Origin of the sequence: Rhodococcus olei (assembly GCF_039540555.1) — a bacterium.
Lineage (GTDB): Bacteria > Actinomycetota > Actinomycetes > Mycobacteriales > Mycobacteriaceae > Rhodococcus_G > Rhodococcus_G olei.
The window spans coordinates 63,652-83,226 of the sequence record NZ_BAABFB010000048.1 but is presented as its reverse complement, the minus strand read 5'-3'; the positions used below and the strand labels follow the sequence as shown (position 1 = coordinate 83,226).

The window sequence follows — 19,575 nt, the reverse complement described above, 5'->3', positions numbered from 1 at the left end:
TCGTCGCCGAACACGGTCGTCGGGGCTTCACCTCGCACGGGTGAGGTGGGCGCCGACCTCCCGTTCCACGATGGGGTGACCTGACCTCTTCGTGGCAAGGAGTGACCGTGGCCAAGGAATTCAAAGGCGTCGTCAACCTCGACGTCAGGGACTCGACGTCCGACTGGGACGCCTTCCTTTCCGACAAGGCACCGCAGGGCGCACCGAACGTGCTCGTCGTGCTCTACGACGACACCGGCATGGCCGCGTGGTCCCCGTACGGCGGGCGGATCAACATGCCGACGATGGACCGCCTCGCGGCAGGCGGCCTGACGTACACGCAGTGGCACACGACCGCCCTGTGCTCGCCGACCCGCTCGACGTTCCTGACCGGACGCAACCACCACCTCAACGGTTTCGCGTCGATCTCGGAGTCGTCGACCGGGTTCCCCGGCTACAACTCCCACATCCCGCCGTCCAACGTCACGATGGCCCACCTGCTGCGGGACGCCGGCTGGTCGACGTTCTGGGTGGGCAAGAACCACAACGTCCCGATCGACGAGTGGACCGCCGGCGCGTCGAAGAAGAACTGGCCACTCGCGCAGGGCTACGACCGCTTCTACGGCTTCATCGGCGGCGAGACGAACAACTGGTATCCCTCCCTCGCCGAGGACAACCGCTACATCGATCAGCCCTACTCACCCGAGGAGGGCTACCACCTGTCCAAGGACCTCGCCGACCAGGCGCTGAAGATGATCCGCGACGTCAAGCAGACGGAGCCGGAGAAGCCCTGGTACCTGTGGTTCTGTCCGGGCGCGAACCACGCCCCGCACCACGCCCCGCAGCAGTACATCGACAAGTACAAGGGCATGTTCGACGACGGCTACGAGGCGTACCGCGAATGGGTCCTGGCCCGGATGATCGAGCGCGGGATCCTGCCCGCGGACACCGATCTGACGCCGCTGAACCCGATGCCCGACGGCACCTTCTCGCCCACGGACGAGGTGCGGCCGTGGGACGAGCTGAACGACGAAGAGAAGCGGATGTTCAGCCGGATGGCCGAGGTGTTCGCCGGCTTCTCGGAGTACACCGACGCCCAGGTCGGCCGGATCGTCGACTACCTCGAGGAGTCGGGCCAGCTCGACAACACGCTGATCATCTACTGCGCCGACAACGGCGCCTCCGGCGAGGGCAGCCCGAACGGCTCGGTGAACGAGGGCAAGATCTTCGGCGGTTACCCCGACGACGAGGCGCAGAACCTCACGATGGTCGACAAGCTCGGCAGCCCCGACACCTACAACCACTACCCGACCGGCTGGGCGGCGGCGTTCTCCACGCCGTACAAGATGTTCAAGCGCTACACCTATCAGGGCGGCGTCTGCGATCCGCTGGTGATCCACTGGCCGGCCGGGATGAAGGCGCGCGGCGAGGTGCGCCACCAGTACCACCACTCGACCGACATCGTGCCGACCATCCTCGAGGCGTGCGGCGTCCAATTGCCCGACACCTACAACGGCGTCGAACAGACGCCGCTGTCGGGCGTCTCGATGACGTACTCCTTCGACGCGCCCGCCGACGGGCCCACGGCGAAGGAGACCCAGTACTACGAGATGTTCGGCCAGCGCGGCCTCTGGCACAAGGGCTGGAAGGCCGTCTCGGTGCACGGCCCGGTCTCGGGTATGGGCAACTTCGACAAGGACGAGTGGGAGCTGTACCACGCCGACGTCGACCGCGCCGAGGCACACGATCTGGCGGCACAGCACCCCGACAAGCTCGAAGAACTCAAGGCCCTGTGGATGGAGGAGGCCAAGGCCAACAACGTCCTGCCGCTGAACGACCTGCAGATCATCGGCAACCCGAAGGACTTCGAGACGTTCGTGTCGATGGAGTTCCACCAGCCGGTGCCACCGAGCGGGCAGTACGTCTACTACCCCGGTACGTCCGAGGTGCCCGAGCGGTCCGCGGCGAACGTGCACGGCGTGTCGTACAAGATCCTCGCAGAGGTCGACCTCACGCCGGACTCGCAGGGCGTGATCTTCGCGCACGGCTCGCGCTTCGGCGGGCACTCGCTGTTCATCTCCGGCGGTGTCGTCACCTACGCGTACAACTTCCTCGGCATTCCGCCGGAGGACCGCATTTCCGCCCCGGTCCCGGCGTCGGGCAGGCACATCATCGGCGTCGAGTTCACGAAGGAGGGGATGGGCCCGTACCGCGAAGGCGTCGGACCGCTGAGGCTGTTCATCGACGACGAGCAGGTCGGCGAGCAGAAGATCCGCACCGTGCTCGGCCACTTCTCGCTGTGCGGAGAGGGGCTGTGCATCGGCTACGACAGCGCCGACCCGGTGTCCAGCGCCTACCCCGAGCCGCGCTTCGAGTTCCGGGACGGCGAGATCAAGAAGGTCGTCTTCGACATCGCCGACGACGCGTACATCGACGTCGAGAAGCACATGGAAGCTGCGATGGCCCGCGACTGACCTCGCACGAACGACGGCCCGCCCACCGAGCGGTGGGCGGGCCGTCCTCGTTCACGAGAAGACCCAACCGCGCAGGGCGAGGAACCGGAGCAGTCCGACGACCGCGCTGACCGCGACGACGAGGACCGCCTGCACGACCCCGCCTGCCGCCGGGAACCAGGCCTCGAGCACGGCCAGCGAGACCGTGCTGAGCAGCAATCCGATGATCGCGACGCCTCCGGCCTCCCACTGCGCGGGGAACCAGTGCACCCGCGCGGACGCGTGGAAGGTGATCCGGCGGTGGAGTTCGTTGGCCAGGACCGTGCTGGCGAGCACTCCCCCGACGTTGGCCGCGAAGATCCCGGTGGAGTGGAGCACGAGGAACACCAGCGCGTACACGACGTTGCTCGACCCGCCCACCAGGACGAACCGGCCGAACTGTGCGACCACGCCGTCACCGCGCAGGAGTCCCGCCCGCGCCACCGACGGGCGGGACCCGCGCGCGGCGGCGCGGCGAAGGTCGGGCGCGGCGACCGCCGGGCCGACGACGGTGCCACCGCGGCCGTTCCCCTGCTTGATCACGAGGTACATGGAAGCGACTCCGCAAGCCGGAGGCCCGAATCCGTCCCCCTCAGTGGGAGGTTTCGTCGTCGCGGCACCGGCAACGTCAGCCCCGGGCGAGCAGCTCGGCGAACGGAACCGGCTCGTCGTACGGGTCCGCCGCCCGGGCTCGTGGCCGACCCGCCACCACGGCGGCGAGTTCCCCGGCCGCACGGTCGATGCGATCGGCCAGGGTCCGGTCGGCGTCCGCGTCGCCGGCCCAGTCGTCGGACGCGGCGAACACCGCGGTCGGGACCACCGCCGCCCGCAGGTACGCCAGCAGCGGCCGCACCGCGTGCTCGAGCGCGAGCGAGTGCCGCGCGGAGCCGCCGGTCGCGGCGATCAGCGTCGGCATCCCGTCCACCGACCCCGGTTCGAGGACGTCGAAGAACGTCTTGAACAGTCCGCTGTAGGAGGCGTTGAAGATCGGGGTGACGACGATCAGCGCGTCCGCGCCGGTGACCGTTTCGATCGCCTCCCGCAGCGCCGGCGAGGGAAAACCGGTCAGGAGGTTGTTCACCAGGTCGTGGGCGTGATCCCGGAGGTCCACCACCCGGACCTCGGCGCCGCGACCCAGGTCCCGGGCCGTCGCGGCGCCGAGCCGGTCGGCGAGCAGGCGCGTGGACGAGGGATTTCCGAGGCCCGCGGAGACCACGGCGATCGTGCGGGCGGTCATCGCGTCACCGCCGCGGCGGAGCGAGCGGCGACCAGCGAGTCGTGCGTCGGGGCGTCGGGCACGTGCGCGGGACGTCTCGCGTCGAGTTCGCGCCGCAGCACCGGTACGACCTCCTCACCCAGCAGGTCCAGCTGCTCGAGCACGGTCTTCAGCGGGAGCCCGGCGTGGTCCATCAGGAACAACTGACGCTGGTAGTCGCCGAACGACTCCCGGAACGTGAGCGTCTTGTCGATGACCTCCTGCGGGCTGCCGACGGTCAGCGGGGTCTGTTCGGTGAACTCCTCGAGCGACGGTCCGTGCCCGTACACCGGTGCGTTGTCGAAGTAGGGACGGAACTCGCGCACCGCGTCCTGGGAGTTCTTGCGCATGAACACCTGACCACCGAGCCCGACGATCGCCTGGTCCGCGGAGCCGTGACCGTAGTGCTCGTAGCGACGGCGGTACAGATCGATCAGCCGCCGGAAGTGGTCGGTGGGCCAGAAGATGTGGTTCGCGAAGAAGCCGTCGCCGTAGTACGCGGCCTGCTCCGCGATCTCGGGACTGCGGATCGAACCGTGCCAGACGAACGGCGGCGTGTCGTCGAGCGGGCGCGGCGTGGACGTGAAGCCCTGCAGCGGGGTGCGGAACTTGCCCTGCCAGTCCACGACGTCCTCCCGCCAGAGCGTGTGCAGCAGCGCGTAGTTCTCGATGGCGAGCGGGATGCCCTGGCGGATGTCCTGCCCGAACCACGGGTACACCGGCCCGGTGTTGCCGCGGCCGAGCATCAGGTCGACGCGGCCGTCGGCGAGGTGCTGCAGCATCGCGAAGTCCTCGGCGATCTTCACCGGGTCGTTGGTGGTGATCAACGTGGTCGAGGTGGACAGCACGATCTTCTCGGTGCGCGCGGCGATGTAGCCGAGCATCGTCGTCGGCGAGGACGGCACGAACGGCGGGTTGTGGTGCTCGCCGGTCGCGAACACGTCGAGGCCCACCTCCTCGGCCTTCTGCGCGATGGCGACCATCGCCTTGATCCGCTCCCCCTCCGTCGGGGTGCGCCCGGCGGTCGGGTCGGTGGTGACGTCGCCGACCGTGAAGATTCCGAACTGCATGTCGTCTCCTCGCCCTACGGTAGGTAATTGAAGATTCAATCGGTTAACCGTAGCGCAGGCGCCGCTATTCCCGGACCTGTCCCGCGCGTCCGGGCCGGCTCAGCCCCGCGGCCTGAGCCGCGCGTTCGGCAGGATCGGTGCGGGGATCGTCTCGCGCCACTGCGCCGGGAACGGCCCGAACCGCCCCGACGCCGGGTCGCTCCGGTCTTCGCGCTCCCGCTGCCAGTCCTGCCGGTAGCCTGCGACCTCCTCGTGGCTGCGGCCGATGAAGTTCCACCACATGACGATCTGCTCACCGAACGGCGGACCACCGAGGAGCAGGATCCGCACCGGACCGTCCGCCGACGCCACCAACTCGACACGCGACGGTCCGGCGGGTAGGAACACCAGCTGCCCGACCTTCGCGTCCATCCCGGCGACCGTCACCGCACCGGTGTCGACCATGACGCCGTGCTCGAACGTCGGATCCAGGTCCACCGCCAGCCGCTGACCCGCGCGCAGCGTCAGCTCGGCGCCGAGCAGCGGCGTGAAGGTCCGCACCGGCGACGTCTGCCCGAACAGGCTGCCGAGAAACACCAGCACCTGCGCACCCTCGACATCGAGCAGCGGCGGCTCGTAGTGCTCGAAGGCCGGCGCGGTGAAACGGTGCTCGTTCGGCAGCGCCACCCACAGCTGGACCCCGTGCAGAACGGTGGTGCCGGGCGTGGAGAACTCCGAGTGCGCGATCCCGGACCCCGCCGTCATCAGGTTGATCTCGCGCGGCCGGACCATCGCGTGCGCGCCGGTGGTGTCGTGGTGCTCGATCTCGCCGCGGAACAACCAGGACACCGTCTGCAATCCGGTGTGCGGATGCCCCGCGACCTTCATGCCGCCGCTGTCGGCGACGTCGTCGGGACCGTAGTGGTCGAGGAAGCACCACGCCCCGATCAGCGACCTCTCCCGCTGCGGGAGCGAACGCCGGACCGTCATCGCACGCGGCCCGCCCAGCGGCACCTCCCGGAAGTCCAGCAACTCCGGGGAGTGACATTCGGTGCTCGCACACACAATTTCGCCGGGTTCGGGATCGAGGTTGCTCATGGTCCTGACATCCTGTCGGTCACGGGTCCTGCCGAGGGACTCGAGCCTATCCCGCGCCTCGAGCGGGGTGCCCGATCAGCGGGCACCGGATCCGGCGGTGCGGCATAGTGGTTCCATGAGCGACGAGAAGCAGTCGACGGAGTCGACTCCCACCGTCCGAGACGCCGGTGACCGCTACGAGATCGTCGTGGACGGAGCCGTGGCCGGCCTGACCCAATACCTCGACCACGGCGAGCAGCGCATCTTCTTCCACACCGAGGTCGGCGAGCGATACGAGGGCCAGGGCCTGGCGTCCATCCTCGTGCACGACGCGCTCACCGACACCGTAGCCCGGGGCAAGCGCATCGTGCCGATCTGCCCGTACGTCGCGAAATACGTTCGGCGTCATCATGATTTCGACGACAACCTCGACCCGGTCACCCCTGATGCAATCGCCGCGGTGCAATCGTCGTGACCGCCCACCGGCGGATACCGATCGACAAGCAGTCGCCGTCGATCTACGACGCGATGACCGCGGTCGCGGTCGAGGTCGGGCATCGCGCCAGGGACGCCGGACTGGACCGCACGCTGATCGAACTCGTCAACATCAGGGTCTCGCAGCTCAACCGGTGCGCGTTCTGCCTCGACCTGCACACCCGGCGCGCGCTGACGGGCGGCGAGTCGATCCGGCGGATCACGGTGCTGCCGGCGTGGCGGGAGGTCACCCTCTACAGCGACACCGAGCGTGCGGCCCTCGAGATCGCCGAGGCGATGACACACACGACCGGCGACCATCTCGACGACCGCACGTACGCCACAGTCCGAGCCCACCTGACCGACGACCAGGTGTCGATCGTCACATGGGCGGCGATCACGATCAACGCGTTCAACCGGGTCTCGATCGCGAGCCTGCACGCGGTGCGCCCGTCCCCGAAGCCCACCTAGACCGCCGGACGGTCGATAGCCACATTGTTGCCATAGCTGCGCAGCCGACACCGATTCCGACACCGCGAAGGACGGTGAACCGCGGGTGTCCTGCCACCGACGCGGATATCACAATTACGTTACGTAGCGATTTCATTTTCGAGAAGCTGCGCACCAGCCGCATCATCGGCCGTGTCCCGGCAGGAAAAACCGGACCAATCGCTATACGCTTCGGGCTCGCCGGGGCCGGCCCCCGACGACAGACCGCGCTGTTTGTCCACGGGAGGAGACAAGAGCATGGCTGTGCCGATGTGGAGCGCACACCGCATCCACACCCCCACGTACGGACGCCCTGCGATCCGACGCCAGCGTTTGCTCGATGCCCTGTCCGAAGCCATGCTGCTGCCGGACCCCACCGCGGTAACCGTCGCGATGCTGAGCGCACCGGTCGGGTCCGGCAAGACGGTGCTGCTGTCCGACTGGGCCGCCCGGTCCGCCACCACCGCGAACACACCGACGATCGCGTGGCTGACCGTCACGGAGGACGACAACAGCCGGGCCGCCTTCGCGGCCTCCTCGCTGGCCGCGCTGCGCGCCACCGGTGATCCGGCCGTGGTCGACGCCCTGCGCGACGTCCCGGCACCCGACTCCAACGACTTCCCGACCGCGATCGCCGAAGCCCTCGGCGCCCTGCACAGGCCGATCCTGATGGTGCTCGACGACGTCCACCTGCTGCACGACCGCGAGACGCTCGAGACGCTCGGTTCGTTCCTGCAGTGGGCACCGACCACCCTGCGCACCGTCCTGTCCGGCCGCTTCGAGCCGCCGCTGGCGTTGCACCGGATGCGCCTGGACGGCCGGGTACGGGACTTCCCCGCCCACGAGCTCGCGTTCACCGACGACGAGGCGGCGACGCTGCTGGCCGAACACGACGTGGCGCTCGACCCCGCGGACCTGGCGACGATCCAGAACCGCACGCAGGGCTGGGCGGCGGGACTGCGGCTGGCCGCGATCACGCTCGCGCACCACCACGACCCGCACGGGATGATCACCGACTTCAGCGGCGACAGCCGGGTCGTGGCCGACTATCTCGTCGGCGAGGTGCTCGACCACCTCGACTCCGCCGCCCGCGATTTCCTGGTCGAGACGTCGGTGCCCGACGCGTTCAACGCCGAACTCGCGGAAACGCTCACCGGCAGCCCGGACACACACCGGTTCATCGACATGCTCGAGCGCGAGAACCTGCTGTTCGAACCCGTCCCCGGCGCACCCGGCTGGTATCGGTACCACCCTCTGCTGCGGGAGTATCTGCGAGCCGAGGCCGGACACCGGGGCCGCCAAGCGGTCGCCGACCTCGAACGCGTCGCCTCCCGATGGTTCGCCGAATCCGGCGCCGACGTGCGCGCGCTGCGCCACAGCCTCCACGCAGGGGACGACGACAGCCTGCAGAACCTGCTCTGCGGACTCGGGTTCGGCGCGGTGCTCCGCGGCCACGCCGACACCGTGATCGACGTCCTCACCCAGGCCCCGACCCGGGTCCGCACCCACCCGGTGTCCCGGCTCGTGCGGGCCGCCGCGGAGTTGGATCGCGGGAACGAGGCCGCAGCCGCCTCGATCCTCGGAGTGCGGGGGGCGGTCGCGGACGACACCGCGCGGTCGATGCGACCCACCTGGGCGGTTCCCCTCGAACACGCTCTCCGGCTCGAACTCGCCGTCCGGGGAGGCCACATCGAACACGCTCTCACGGCGATCGGCACCGATCCGCTCGGCAACTCCGGCGAACACGACGTCGACGCCTTCGCGCTGACCCGGCTGGGAATCGCCGAGATGTACCTGGGCCGCTTCGACCAGGCCGTGCACCACCTCGACGACGGTCTGGCCATCGCCCGGTCGGCCGGGTTGCCGTCCATCGAACTGCAGGCACTGACCTCGCTGGCGACGATCGGCTGCTGGCGATGCGACCTCACCGAGATGACCGCGCGCGCGGACGAGGCCGCCGCCGTCGCACGTCGGCACGGCCTGACCGACAGCTGGTACTTCCACCTCGCACTGGTCGTCATCGCGTGGGGCGACCACCTGAGGATGGACCGTCGGGCCGCCCTCGACGAGCGCACCCTGCAGGTACTGGCGGACCGCGGCATCCCCGCGGTCGCCGAGGCGACGGCGTGCGCCGCGGGGGTACTGGCGCTCGACACGTCGGATGCCCCGCAGTCGACGGCGAGCGCCAGCCGCGAGCACCTCCTCGCCGCGCACCGTCGCCCGATGCCGCCCATCCTGACCGCACTGCTGGCCCCGGCCATCCACAACGCGCTGCTCGGGGCCGGGCATGCGACGGGGGCGGCCGAGCTGACGGATCACGTCGCCCGGACCCTCGGTGCGGATTCGGGTGAGCCGGCTGTCCTCGCCGCCGTCGCCGCGCTGCACCAGCGACGTCCGGACGCGGCCCGCGCACACCTCGCCCTGGTCCTGGCCGGCGACCGCGGGTGCACCGCGGTGACCACCGAGATCCTGGCCTGGCTGACGGCCGCGCAGATCGCACACGAGAAGAACGATCCGATCGCGGTGCGCGACGCCCTGTTCGCGGCCCTGACACTCGCCGAACCGCAACGCATCGTCCGTCCGTTCGCGGATGCCGGCGCACCGGTCCGGGAGCTGCTGAACCAGAATCGCGGACGATTCGGCGTCCACGACCCGTTCGCCGAACACGTCCTCTCCCTCCTCCCGGCCGGCCCCGGCCGGATCGCCAACCCGCTGACGTCGAGGGAGATGGAACTGCTGCTCGAGCTCCCGTCCTGGCGCACCGCCGAGCAGATCGCGGCCGACCTGTTCGTGTCGGTGAACACCGTCAAGACCCACCTGCGTGGCATCTACCGGAAGCTCGATGTGCGGTCGCGGCGGGAGGCCATCAACGCGGCCCGCGGCCTTGGACTGATCTGACCTCCGCGCCCGGTGGGACCCCGCTCGCCGACGGACGGGGAGACCCCGAAGGCGGTGCGCGTCCCGACCCGGGGTCGTAGTGTCGCGGACACCATACGTCCGCCAACCGCGGGAGGGATCATGGCCCACATCCACGACACCGACGACCTCGAACACCTGGCCGAGCTGAAGAAGGAGGCTCCGGCCGAATACGCGGCCTGGCTGCGATTCGACGGCGTCGTCGCCCGGGAGGACGGCGCGATCCCCCGCAAGTACCGCGAACTGATCGCCCTGGCCTGTGCCGACGTGACCCAGTGCGCGTACTGCCTCGACGTGCACGCGGCCGCGGCGAAGAAGGCGGGCGCGACCCGCGCCGAGGTGTCCGAGGCCGCCCTGATCGCGGCGGCCCTGCGCGCCGGTGCCGGCGCCACCCACGCGGCGCTCGCACTGAAACGGTTCGACGCGCACTGACTCGCGGCATCGAATCGGGCGCCTCCCGGCGTATTCTCATCACCCGCGGGTGAGGCGCAATCACCTCCGCTGCACAAGAGTTGCATTCAGGGCAAATTCCAGCCCGACGGCACACGTGCAGCGAAGGAGGTCGCCGGTGACGCAGCCTCGGCCGGCCCGGGTTCGTTACGAATTCCTGCTGCGTGGCGAGCTGTCGGAGCGAACGCTTTCGGCATTTCCCGAGCTCAGCCCGTCCCACAGCTCGGGCGACTTCACGAGGCTGTACGGACCGGTCAACGACGACTCCGCCCTCCGCGCGATGCTCGCACGGTTCGATGCGCTCGGCTTGACGGTCATCGAGATGCGCCGGCTCCCCGACTGACACAGTCGGCTCACACGGCGTGGCCGTGGGGTCACCCGGTCGGGGTCCTTCCCGGCGTCCAGTCCGAAGCCCGGAACGGCCCTCCCCGGATCCGGGCCCCCGCGGTCCGTGGGTGAGCGCCCGCCTGGGGGCTCACCCACCGACCACCGCTATCCGACGCCGCTGATGTTGGTCGAACCGGTGACCGCGGACCCGATCAACGGCACCTCGACCTTGCCGGGGCTGTTGTTGCCACCGATACCGCTGACGTTGGTCGAACCGGTCATCACGGAGCCGAACAGCGGCGCGTCCGGTGCCCGCTCGGGCAGGGAGCTGCTGCCGCCGGACTCCTTGGCGTCCGGGTCCGCTTCGGTGGTGATCGCGCCGGCGAGGTTCGCCGAGACCGCGCCGGTGAGGTCGGTACCGATCAGCTTGGTGCCGTTGAGCTTCGCCCGGGTGAGGTTGGCGTTGGTGAGCTTGCCGCCGGACAGGTTCGCGCTCCCCAGGTTCGCCCCGGTGAGGTCGGCGCCGGTGAGGTTCGCGCCCGTCGCGTACGCGAGGTAGAGGTTCGCGTCGGACAGGTTGGCCCCGACGAGCTTCGTGTCGTCGAGGCTCGCACCGAGCAGGTTGGCGCCGGACAGGTTCGCGTGCGAGAGGTCGACTCCGGACAGGTTGGCCCCGACGAGGTTGGCGTCCGCGCAGTCGGTGAACACGGATTCGGTGGGGTTGGAGACGATCGTGCAGGTACCGATCTTCGTGTCGGCGTGCGCGGCAGGCGCCGCAAGGCCCAACGCGGTGATCGCCAGGCCCGCTCCGGCGGCCACGGCACCGAGCCGGGCCATCACACGGTCACGTCCTTTGAGCCTTGCCGCCATCTCTACTCGCTTCCGCAGAAACCCCCGTCTGGGGGCCGAATCCACCCTGATCGGCCACACCCTAACGAAATGATCACGGCCCGTGCGGACGTTTGGTGAAACAAGCGTCCAAGAAGGCGCTCAGGCCGTCCCCCTTCTGGTCACCCGGACCAGTCGGCGTTCCGCCTCCTCGTACGCGAGACGGGTCGCCTCGCCGATCCTGGGGGTCGCCCCGAAGGTCTCGAGCCGGATCCCCTGACTGTGCAGGCGCTCCTCGTCCCAGTAGCGCTGCGCCTCGGGGGTCAGCCCGCTCAGGTACAGCCGCCCGCCCTGCCGGTCGAGCCGCTCCGCGTAGTCGACGATCACCTTGAAGAAGGTCGCGCCCAGCGTGGTGCGTCCCCGCAGCCGCAACACGACCTCGGGAGACCCGGCGTCGGCCGGGTCCGGCAGGCGGACCTGCAGCGTCCGGGCCCCGGCGTAGAACAGGCTGCCGTACACGTCGAGGATCACGACCTCCCGGTCGTGGAGGGTCTTCGGTGCCGCCGCCTCCTCGAACTGGTCCCGTCCCACCGGCACGAGGCGGACCACCCGCAGGTCGACCTGTTCCTGGTTGAGCTGCAGCAGGATCGACAGCACGACCCCGATGCCGACCGCAGCGGTCACCGACAGCGACAGCGTCGCGCCGAGTGTGACGGTGAATGCCACGATCGACGCCCACCCGGTGTGCAGGATCGTGACGATCTGGGCCGGCCGGATCGAGCCGACCGCGGCGAAGATCAGCACCGCGGCGAGCGTCGGCATCGGCACCGTGCCGACCAGTCCGGAGAAGGCCGCCAGGATCACCAGCATCCAGACACCCGAGAACACCGCGCCCCAGCGGGTCCGCGCGCCGGCCGTGTCGTTGAGCGCGGTCTGCCCCACCGAGCCGCCGACGGGCATCCCGGCGAACAACGCCGACCCGATGTTGCCCACACCCTGCGCCGTGAAGTCCCGGTTCGGCCGGGACCGCGACCCGTCACGGTTCGGCGCGGCCTCCGCGACACCCGCGCCCTGCACCAGCACGATCGCCGCGACCGCCAGGGCACCGCCGATCAGCGACGGCGACAGCAGGCCGAAATCGGGGATCCGCGGCATCGGGATTCCCGAGGGGATGGTTCCCACGTCGGCGACCCGCTGCACGGAGTCCAGGCCGAACACGATCACGATCAGGCACGGCACCGCGAGTGCGATCAGCGCACTGAACAGTGCCAGCCGGGTGCGCGCGAGCAGCACGAGCAGCGCGAGCGCGAGGGCCCCGGTCAGCAGCGACGGCAGATCGATCCGGCTCGGGTGGGTGACCAGGTCGAACGCCTTGACCGCGGCGACGGAGCCGGACACCTCGGCGCCGGTGAAATCCGCGAGCTGTCCGAGCACGATGTTGACGGCGACCCCGGTGAGGAACCCGGTCATCACCGAGTGCGACACGAACCGGGTGTAGCGCCCGAGACGCAGCAGGGCCGCGGCGATCATCACGGCCCCGGCCAGCAGGGTGAGCAGGATCACCGCGTCGGCCCGGTCGGACTCCGGGACCCCGGCCAGCGCCGAGCCGGCGGCCAGCGCGGACGCGCCGGTGGTCGTGACGACCATCAGCTTCGTGCTGGTCTGCAGACCACCGAACGTCGGGCCCGCGAAGCTCGCGTACAGCCCGTGCACCGGGCTGACGCCGGCGAGCACCCCGGCGGCCATGCCGTCGGGAACGCTGCCGATCGCGCCGGGCAGGCCGGCCACCAGATCGGCCTTCAGGTCCGCCCGCGCGGGCACGTGCTCCGTCAGCCAGGCACGCGCCGCTGACCATGTCGACACCATCCGCCCAGCGTTCCCGGCCCGGGCGGTCGGGGCATCGTTCGCGGTGGGTGAACTCCTCGGTGTGGTAGGGAGCAGGTAGACTGCGCTACATGCAGAGGGCGCTCCTTCTTCACCGCCGCGGCGGGGTCTGATCCAGACTGGCCTCCCGTCGCGGGGTTCAGTCGCGCCGGTCGACCACCTTTGGGACCGCTGGTCCCCCTCTGATTTCGGAGATTCGTCAATGTCACCCGCCGACGCCTTCACTTCCGGATCGCGCACCATCACGCCGCCGTCCAAGCCCGCGCCCGCCGACCAGCCCGCGTGGAACACCCAGAAGAACTCCTCGATGCCGACCTACCGGTACCGCTCGTTCGCCGAAGAGGTCGAGCCGGTCACGCTGCCCGAACGCAGCTGGCCGGACAAGGTCATCGACCGCGCCCCGCAGTGGTGCGCCGTCGACCTGCGGGACGGCAATCAGGCCCTGATCGACCCGATGAGCCCCGCCCGCAAGCGCCGGATGTTCGAGCTGCTCGTCCGCATGGGCTACAAGGAGATCGAGGTCGGCTTCCCGTCGGCGAGCCAGACCGACTTCGACTTCGTCCGCGAGATCATCGAGGACGGCGCGATTCCCGACGACGTCACGATCCAGGTGCTGACGCAGTCGCGGCCCGAACTGATCACCCGCACCTTCGAGGCCTGCCACGGCGCGAAGAACGTGATCGTCCACTTCTACAACTCGACGTCGATCCTGCAGCGGCGGGTCGTGTTCCGCGCCGACCGGGACGCGATCAAGAAGATCGCCACCGACGCCGCCGAGCTGGTGCTCGAGGAAGCGAAGAAGTACCCGGACACCAACTGGCGCTGGGAGTACTCGCCCGAGTCCTACACCGGCACCGAGCTGACCTACGCCAAGGAGGTGTGCGACGCGGTCACCGAGGTGCTCGGCGCGACCCCGGAGAACCCGGTGATCCTGAACCTGCCGGCGACCGTCGAGATGGCGACCCCGAACGTGTACGCCGACTCGATCGAGTGGATGCACCGCAACCTGGCCCGTCGTGACTCGGTGATCCTGTCGCTGCACCCGCACAACGACCGCGGCACCGGCGTCGCCGCCGCCGAGCTGGGCTACCAGGCGGGCGCGGATCGCATCGAGGGCTGCCTGTTCGGCAACGGTGAGCGCACCGGCAACGTCTGCCTGATCACGCTGGGCCTGAACATGTTCACGCGCGGCATCGACCCGCAGATCGACTTCTCGAACATCGACGAGGTCCGCCGCACCGTCGAGTACTGCAACCAGCTGCCCGTCCACGAGCGTCACCCGTACGGCGGCGATCTGGTGTACACCGCGTTCTCCGGCAGCCACCAGGACGCGATCAACAAGGGCCTCGACGACATGAAGTTCACGGCGGACGCGCAGGACGCCGACGTCGACGACATCGTCTGGCAGGTCCCGTACCTGCCGATCGACCCGAAGGACGTGGGCCGCACCTACGAGGCCGTCATCCGGGTCAACTCGCAGTCCGGCAAGGGCGGCGTCGCGTACATCATGAAGGCCGACCACGGGCTGGTGCTGCCGCGCCGCCTGCAGATCGAGTTCTCGCAGATCGTGCAGAAGATCACCGACGGTGAGGGCGGCGAGGTCTCCCCGAAGGAGATGTGGGACGTCTTCAACGAGGAGTACCTGGGCCCGATCCGGCCGCTGGAGCGGATGCGGCAGAAGGTGACCGCGTCCGAGGAGGACGGCGGCACCGACGCGATCAACGTCGTCGTGAAGGTGGACGGCAAGGAGCAGGAGATCACCGGATCCGGCAACGGACCGCTGGCCGCGTTCGTCGACGCGCTGGGCACGATCGGGTACGACGTGCGGGTGCTGGACTACAGCGAGCACGCGATGTCCGCCGGTGACGACGCGCAGGCCGCCGCGTACGTCGAGTGCGCGGTGACCCGCCCCGACGGCACCAGCCGGACCGTGTGGGGTGTCGGCATCGCCACCTCCATCACGACCGCCTCGCTGCGCGCGGTCGTCTCCGCCGTCAACCGCGCCCACTAGGCGCTCCGCGACCTACGGCGTGACGATCGGGAAGTCGGGGTCGGGGGCGTCGAGGTAGCCGGCGAGCTCCACCAGCCTGGCGACCTCACCCTCGACTCCGACCCGCCCGTCCGCGATCGCCGTGGGCAGGTCGACCGACCCGAGCAGCACCCCGATCATGATCGGGCGGGTCAGGGTGAACAGCGCGTCGGGCGCCACCTGAACACCGAACTCCGGGTCCAGGTCGTGGTGCACCAGCAGGCCGTTGCGCAGTTCGGTGCGGTGCACCACCGACTCGTCGGTGACGTTCCAGTCGACGATCAGGTGCGCGTCCCACGCTCGCGGCCCGTCGATCCTCAGCGCGACCGCGTCGAACACCTGCCGCACCGTCAGCGCGGCCGCGATGTCGGCCGCCGACGCGGTGGTCGGGGTGCCGACGGACCCGTGCCGCAGCTCGTGGGCACCGGTCAGGTAGAAGTTGCGCCAGGTGCCGTTCTCCGCGCCGTAGCCGAGTTGCTCGAGGGTGTCGGCCTGCAGGGCGCGGGCCTCGGCGTTGTCCGGTTCGGCGAACACCACGTAGTTCACGACCTGCGCCACCCAACGGAAGTCGCCTTCCGCGAACGAGATTCGTGCTTTCCGCAGCACCTCCGCGGAACCGCCCATGAACTCGACGTGCCGCCGGGCCGACTCGACGGGCGGATGCTCCCACAGGTGCGCCGGGTTGCCGTCGAACCACCCCATGTAGCGCTGGTAGATGGCCTTGACGTTGTGGCTGACCGACCCGTAGTAGCCGAACGCGTGGACCGCCGCCCGCAGTGCCGGTGGAAGTTCGATCTGCTCGGCGATCTCGATTCCGGTGTGCCCCTGGTTGATCCGCCGCAGGGTCTGGTCGTGCAGAAACCCGTAGAGGTCGCGCTGCAACGACAGGAACTCGGTGAGCCGCTCGGTCCCCCAGGTCGGCCAGTGATGCGAGGCGAACAGCACATCGGACCGCCCCGCGTACCGGACGATCGCCTCGGTCAGGTAGTACGCCCACACGTGCGGGTCGCGAACCAGGGCGCCCCGCAGGGTCAGCAGGTTGTGCAGCGTGTGGGTGGCGTTCTCGGCCATGCACAGGGCGCGTAGGTCCGGGAGGTGGAAGTTCATCTCCGCCGGCGCCTCGGTGCCCGGGGTCAGCTGAAACTCGATCCGCAGCCCGTCGACCGTCTCGACCTGGCCGGTCCGGGTCACGAGCCGGGTCGGGAGGATCAGCGTCGGGGTACCGGTCGAGGTCGTCTGCCCGAGACCCGCCCCGATGCCACCTCGCGGCCCCCGGGGCAGCGCCGCGCCGTACATGTACGCCGCCCGTCGGGCCATCGCCGTGCCGGCGTAGACGTTCTCCGCCACGGCATGCTCGGTGAACCCGACCGGGGCGAGGACCGGGCAGCGCCCCGACGCGACCTCGGCTGCGGTGGTGACACCGCGGACACCGCCGAAGTGGTCGATGTGCGAGTGCGTGTAGATCACCGCGGTGACCGGACGGTCGCCGCGGTGGGCGCGATACAGCGCGAGCCCGGCCGCCGCGGTCTCCGCCGAGATCAGCGGGTCGATCACCACGACGCCGGACTCGCCCTCGAGGAGGGTCATGTTCGACAGGTCGAGTCCGCGGATCTGGTGGATGCCGTCGGCGACCTCGAACAATCCCTGTTTGGCGCACAACCGCGACTGCCGCCACAGACCGGGGTGCGCGGTCGGTGGACACGACCCCGCCAGGAAGTCGTAGGTGTCCACGTCCCACACCGGGGCGCCCCCCTCCCCGGTGACGACACCGGGGTCGAGGGCCGCGACGAATCCGCGGTCCGCCTCCGCCAGGCCGGCCGTGTCGTCGGGGAACATCGCCGCCGCGGCGGCGTTGGCCGCGGCGATCGTCGGCGCCGCGTCCGCCTGCTCGGTCATGCCCCGCACCTCCGGTGCGTTGTGTCCGCGCCCCTCCGGGACCCCGCAACCACGATCTCGCGCACGGGCGGCGGAACCGCCTCAGCCCAGCAGCTTGGCCTTCGCTGCAGCGAACTCGTCGTCGGTCAGCACGCCCGACTGGTGCAGCTGTCCGAGCTGCTGCAGTTTCGCGATCATGTCGTCATCCGCCGGCGCCTGCTGCTGCGCCGCGGCCTGCTGCGCCGCCTGCTGCTGGGCGGCCGCCTGCTGCTGGGCCGCGTAGGCGGCCTGCTGGTCCGCGGCCTGCTGCTCCGCGTACGCCTGCTGCTCGGAGTACTTGCGTTGCGCGCGACGGTCCATCGCGTTGGTGGTGGCTCGGGCCGTTCCCGCAACCACCGCGGTCCGTGCGACGGTACCGAGCAGTCCGGGACGTCCGACGCGTCCTGCCCTGAAAACCATGGTTCCTCCTAAGCTCGGGCGCGAAAACTAGAGCGCGGCCTCGACCGCGGCAACAACGACGTCATGGGGAATCTGCACGTGCAACGCGACCTCGCCACCGGCCGCGCGCGCGCTCGACGTGAACTGCCGGGCCCAGCTCTGCTCGTACACGATGATCGCGGCCGAACTGCCCGGGTCCAGCGAGTCGCGCACGACGTCGAGGTCCTCGTCGCTGATCAGTGCCTTCGCCTCAATCGACAGAATCTCGAGGCCCACGTCCTGAAGGTCCTCGTCGACGTCGATCTGGATGACGTTGCCCGCCTCGTCCTTGGAGATGTACACGAGGTCGAGGAGGGTCACGTAACCACTCGACACGACATCCTGCAGGGCGGCGACCGTTGCGGGGTCGACCCCCGCACCGGGAAACGTCAACACGACCAACTCGACCGGACCGATGCTCACCGTCTCGTCCATGCCCCCACCCTCGTCGAGCCCGGCTTCCGGCACATCACCCGCTGCGGATGAATGAGGCCGATCTCACCTACGGAGGATGAGGCGGGGCGGCCGGAAACACGCGATCCTCGTTCCACAATCGAATCATCAATGTGGAATGGAGTCACTCCGATGAACTCTGCCGTCAACTCGTTCTGGGACGTTCTCTGGATAATCCTCATCACGTTCGCCTTCGTGGCTTACCTGATGCTGCTCTTCTCGATCATCGGCGACCTCTTCCGCGACCACAAGCTGTCCGGATGGTGGAAGGCCGTGTGGGTCTTCTTCTTGATCTTCGTTCCGTTCCTGACGGCCCTGATCTACCTGATCGCCCGCGGTGAAGGCATGACGAGGCGCTCGCTCGCGGCGGCCCAGGTCATGAAGAGCGAACAGGACGCGTACATCAAGGAGGTTGCGGGCAAGTCCCCGGCCGACCAGATCTCTGCCGCCAAGGCGCTGCTCGACGAGGGCACGATCACCGAGGCCGAGTTCCAGTCGCTGAAGTCGAAGGCGCTGGGCTGACCGCAGTCTCACCGACGTCTCGCGCCGGTTCGGGCCCCCGCCCGGACCGGCGCGGTCGTTTCTCCGCGCGGCTCCGCCGGACCGGCCGTCACGATCCGGAGCGTTCCGCGGCCTCCGCGCGAAACGCGGCGAGCACCGCCGCCACGGCCGGACGCGCCGCGGCCGCGGGGCGGGTCGCGAGTTCGTAGCTGCGCGCCGCCCGCACGCCCGCGAGGCGGGCGCTCACCAGGCCGGCCCGAAGCGGCACGTACCTCGGCATCAGCGCCACACCGTGACCGGCGAGCACGAGCGCCTCGATCACCGCGAAGTCGTTGATGCGGTGCACGACCCGCGGCTGCACCCCGGTCACCGTCGCCACCGACTCGAGCACGTCGTCGACGGGGAATCCGCCCCGGACGCTGATCCAGCTCTCGTCCGCCAACTCCTCCAGCCCGACCGCGGATCGCCCGGCCAGCCGATGCCCGGGCGGCATCACCAGGTCGATCGGCTCCCGCATCACTGTCTCGAACCGCGCCCGCGGCGAGATCAGCGTCGGCGCCCGCTCGTCGCGGTGGGTGAGCACGACGTCGAAGTCCGCGAGCAGCTGCGGCACCGCGGCGGCCGGCTCGTCGACGTCCTGGGCGTCGATCAGCACGCCGACCCGCGCGGCGCGCTCGAGCACGCCCGGCAGCAGCAGTGCGGCGCCGGACGGGAACAGCGCCACGCGGACGCGACCTCGCGGCGAGCCCGCGTACGACGCCATCTCCGCGGTCGCCCGGTCGAGCGCGGCGAGCACGTCGTCGGCGCGCAGCACCAACGCGTGGCCGGCGTCGGTCAACCGCAGCCGCCGCCCGTCGGGTTCGAGAATCGCGACACCGGCCTCCCGGGCGAGGATCTTCAACTGCTGGGACACCGCGGACGGCGTCAGCGACAGGGCCGCCGCGGTGGCGGCGACAGTGCACCGGTCCGCCAGCTCGCGCAGCACCCGCAACCGCTCCACATCCATGCAGAAAATCTACA

General features: G+C 69.7%; 18 protein-coding genes. 8 read left to right on the top strand and 10 right to left on the bottom strand.

Going from position 1 to position 19,575, the window contains the following annotated elements:
- Positions 1-107 precede the first annotated feature (107 nt).
- Positions 108-2,453 (top strand): arylsulfatase, encoded by a 2,346-nt coding sequence (locus ABD951_RS15095; RefSeq protein ID WP_345346220.1) that lies wholly within the window; start codon positions 108-110, stop codon positions 2,451-2,453.
- A gap of 51 nt (positions 2,454-2,504) precedes the next feature.
- Here the strand turns inward: ABD951_RS15095 and ABD951_RS15090 are convergent, their stop codons facing one another.
- From ABD951_RS15090 to ABD951_RS15075, 4 genes are all read right to left on the bottom strand, one after another.
- Entirely contained in the window at positions 2,505-3,023 is a 519-nt protein-coding gene (locus ABD951_RS15090; RefSeq protein WP_345346217.1) for a GtrA family protein, read from the bottom strand.
- A gap of 76 nt (positions 3,024-3,099) precedes the next feature.
- Positions 3,100-3,708 (bottom strand): CE1759 family FMN reductase, encoded by a 609-nt coding sequence (locus tag ABD951_RS15085; RefSeq protein WP_345346214.1) that lies wholly within the window; start codon positions 3,706-3,708, stop codon positions 3,100-3,102.
- Positions 3,705-4,796, bottom strand: a complete 1,092-nt coding sequence (locus tag ABD951_RS15080) for an LLM class flavin-dependent oxidoreductase (RefSeq protein ID WP_345346211.1) — start codon at positions 4,794-4,796, stop codon at positions 3,705-3,707. Before ABD951_RS15080 ends, ABD951_RS15085 begins: the two co-directional genes overlap by 4 nt.
- 99 nt (positions 4,797-4,895) lie before the next feature.
- Positions 4,896-5,873, bottom strand: coding sequence for a pirin family protein (locus ABD951_RS15075; protein WP_345346208.1), 978 nt, complete (start codon positions 5,871-5,873; stop codon positions 4,896-4,898).
- Between the two features lie 115 nt (positions 5,874-5,988).
- On the opposite strand from ABD951_RS15075, the gene ABD951_RS15070 reads away from it, so the two are divergent.
- The 5 genes from ABD951_RS15070 to ABD951_RS15050 all read left to right on the top strand — a co-directional run bounded on the left by ABD951_RS15070 (position 5,989) and on the right by ABD951_RS15050 (position 10,524).
- On the top strand, positions 5,989-6,327 hold the full coding sequence (locus ABD951_RS15070; RefSeq protein WP_345346205.1) for a GNAT family N-acetyltransferase: 339 nt from the start codon (positions 5,989-5,991) through the stop codon (positions 6,325-6,327).
- 53 nt (positions 6,328-6,380) lie between these two features.
- Positions 6,381-6,797: a carboxymuconolactone decarboxylase family protein gene (locus ABD951_RS15065; RefSeq protein WP_345346384.1), complete on the top strand. Its 417-nt coding sequence runs from the start codon at positions 6,381-6,383 to the stop codon at positions 6,795-6,797.
- A gap of 276 nt (positions 6,798-7,073) precedes the next feature.
- Entirely contained in the window at positions 7,074-9,713 is a 2,640-nt protein-coding gene (locus ABD951_RS15060; RefSeq protein ID WP_345346202.1) for a winged helix-turn-helix domain-containing protein, read from the top strand.
- A 120-nt stretch (positions 9,714-9,833) separates the two neighbouring features.
- The gene (locus ABD951_RS15055) at positions 9,834-10,163 is read left to right on the top strand and encodes a carboxymuconolactone decarboxylase family protein (protein ID WP_345346199.1); all 330 of its coding nucleotides are present in this window, start codon (positions 9,834-9,836) and stop codon (positions 10,161-10,163) included.
- A gap of 136 nt (positions 10,164-10,299) precedes the next feature.
- On the top strand, positions 10,300-10,524 hold the full coding sequence (locus ABD951_RS15050; RefSeq protein WP_345346196.1) for a hypothetical protein: 225 nt from the start codon (positions 10,300-10,302) through the stop codon (positions 10,522-10,524).
- Between the two features lie 149 nt (positions 10,525-10,673).
- On the opposite strand, the gene ABD951_RS15045 is transcribed toward ABD951_RS15050, so the two are convergent.
- Both ABD951_RS15045 and ABD951_RS15040 read right to left on the bottom strand, forming a co-directional pair.
- Entirely contained in the window at positions 10,674-11,345 is a 672-nt protein-coding gene (locus ABD951_RS15045; protein WP_345346193.1) for a pentapeptide repeat-containing protein, read from the bottom strand.
- Between the two features lie 153 nt (positions 11,346-11,498).
- Positions 11,499-13,202: a SulP family inorganic anion transporter gene (locus ABD951_RS15040; RefSeq protein WP_345346190.1), complete on the bottom strand. Its 1,704-nt coding sequence runs from the start codon at positions 13,200-13,202 to the stop codon at positions 11,499-11,501.
- Positions 13,203-13,422: 220 nt separating this feature from the next.
- Here ABD951_RS15040 and leuA point away from each other — a divergent pair, with 220 nt between their 5' ends.
- The gene (leuA, locus tag ABD951_RS15035) at positions 13,423-15,231 is read left to right on the top strand and encodes a 2-isopropylmalate synthase (RefSeq protein ID WP_345346187.1); all 1,809 of its coding nucleotides are present in this window, start codon (positions 13,423-13,425) and stop codon (positions 15,229-15,231) included.
- 12 nt (positions 15,232-15,243) lie between these two features.
- Here leuA and ABD951_RS15030 read toward each other — a convergent pair whose 3' ends face one another.
- From ABD951_RS15030 to ABD951_RS15020, 3 genes are all read right to left on the bottom strand, one after another.
- Positions 15,244-17,145, bottom strand: a complete 1,902-nt coding sequence (locus tag ABD951_RS15030; RefSeq protein ID WP_345346184.1) for an alkyl/aryl-sulfatase — start codon at positions 17,143-17,145, stop codon at positions 15,244-15,246.
- 81 nt (positions 17,146-17,226) lie between these two features.
- Positions 17,227-17,583: an SHOCT domain-containing protein gene (locus ABD951_RS15025; RefSeq protein ID WP_345346181.1), complete on the bottom strand. Its 357-nt coding sequence runs from the start codon at positions 17,581-17,583 to the stop codon at positions 17,227-17,229.
- Between the two features lie 27 nt (positions 17,584-17,610).
- The gene (locus ABD951_RS15020; RefSeq protein WP_345346178.1) at positions 17,611-18,036 is read right to left on the bottom strand and encodes a DUF6325 family protein; all 426 of its coding nucleotides are present in this window, start codon (positions 18,034-18,036) and stop codon (positions 17,611-17,613) included.
- A gap of 150 nt (positions 18,037-18,186) precedes the next feature.
- Between ABD951_RS15020 and ABD951_RS15015 the strand changes: the two genes are divergently transcribed.
- The gene (locus tag ABD951_RS15015) at positions 18,187-18,576 is read left to right on the top strand and encodes an SHOCT domain-containing protein (protein ID WP_345346175.1); all 390 of its coding nucleotides are present in this window, start codon (positions 18,187-18,189) and stop codon (positions 18,574-18,576) included.
- An 88-nt stretch (positions 18,577-18,664) separates the two neighbouring features.
- On the opposite strand, the gene ABD951_RS15010 is transcribed toward ABD951_RS15015, so the two are convergent.
- Positions 18,665-19,561, bottom strand: coding sequence for a LysR family transcriptional regulator (locus tag ABD951_RS15010; protein WP_345346172.1), 897 nt, complete (start codon positions 19,559-19,561; stop codon positions 18,665-18,667).
- Positions 19,562-19,575: the final 14 nt, after the last annotated feature.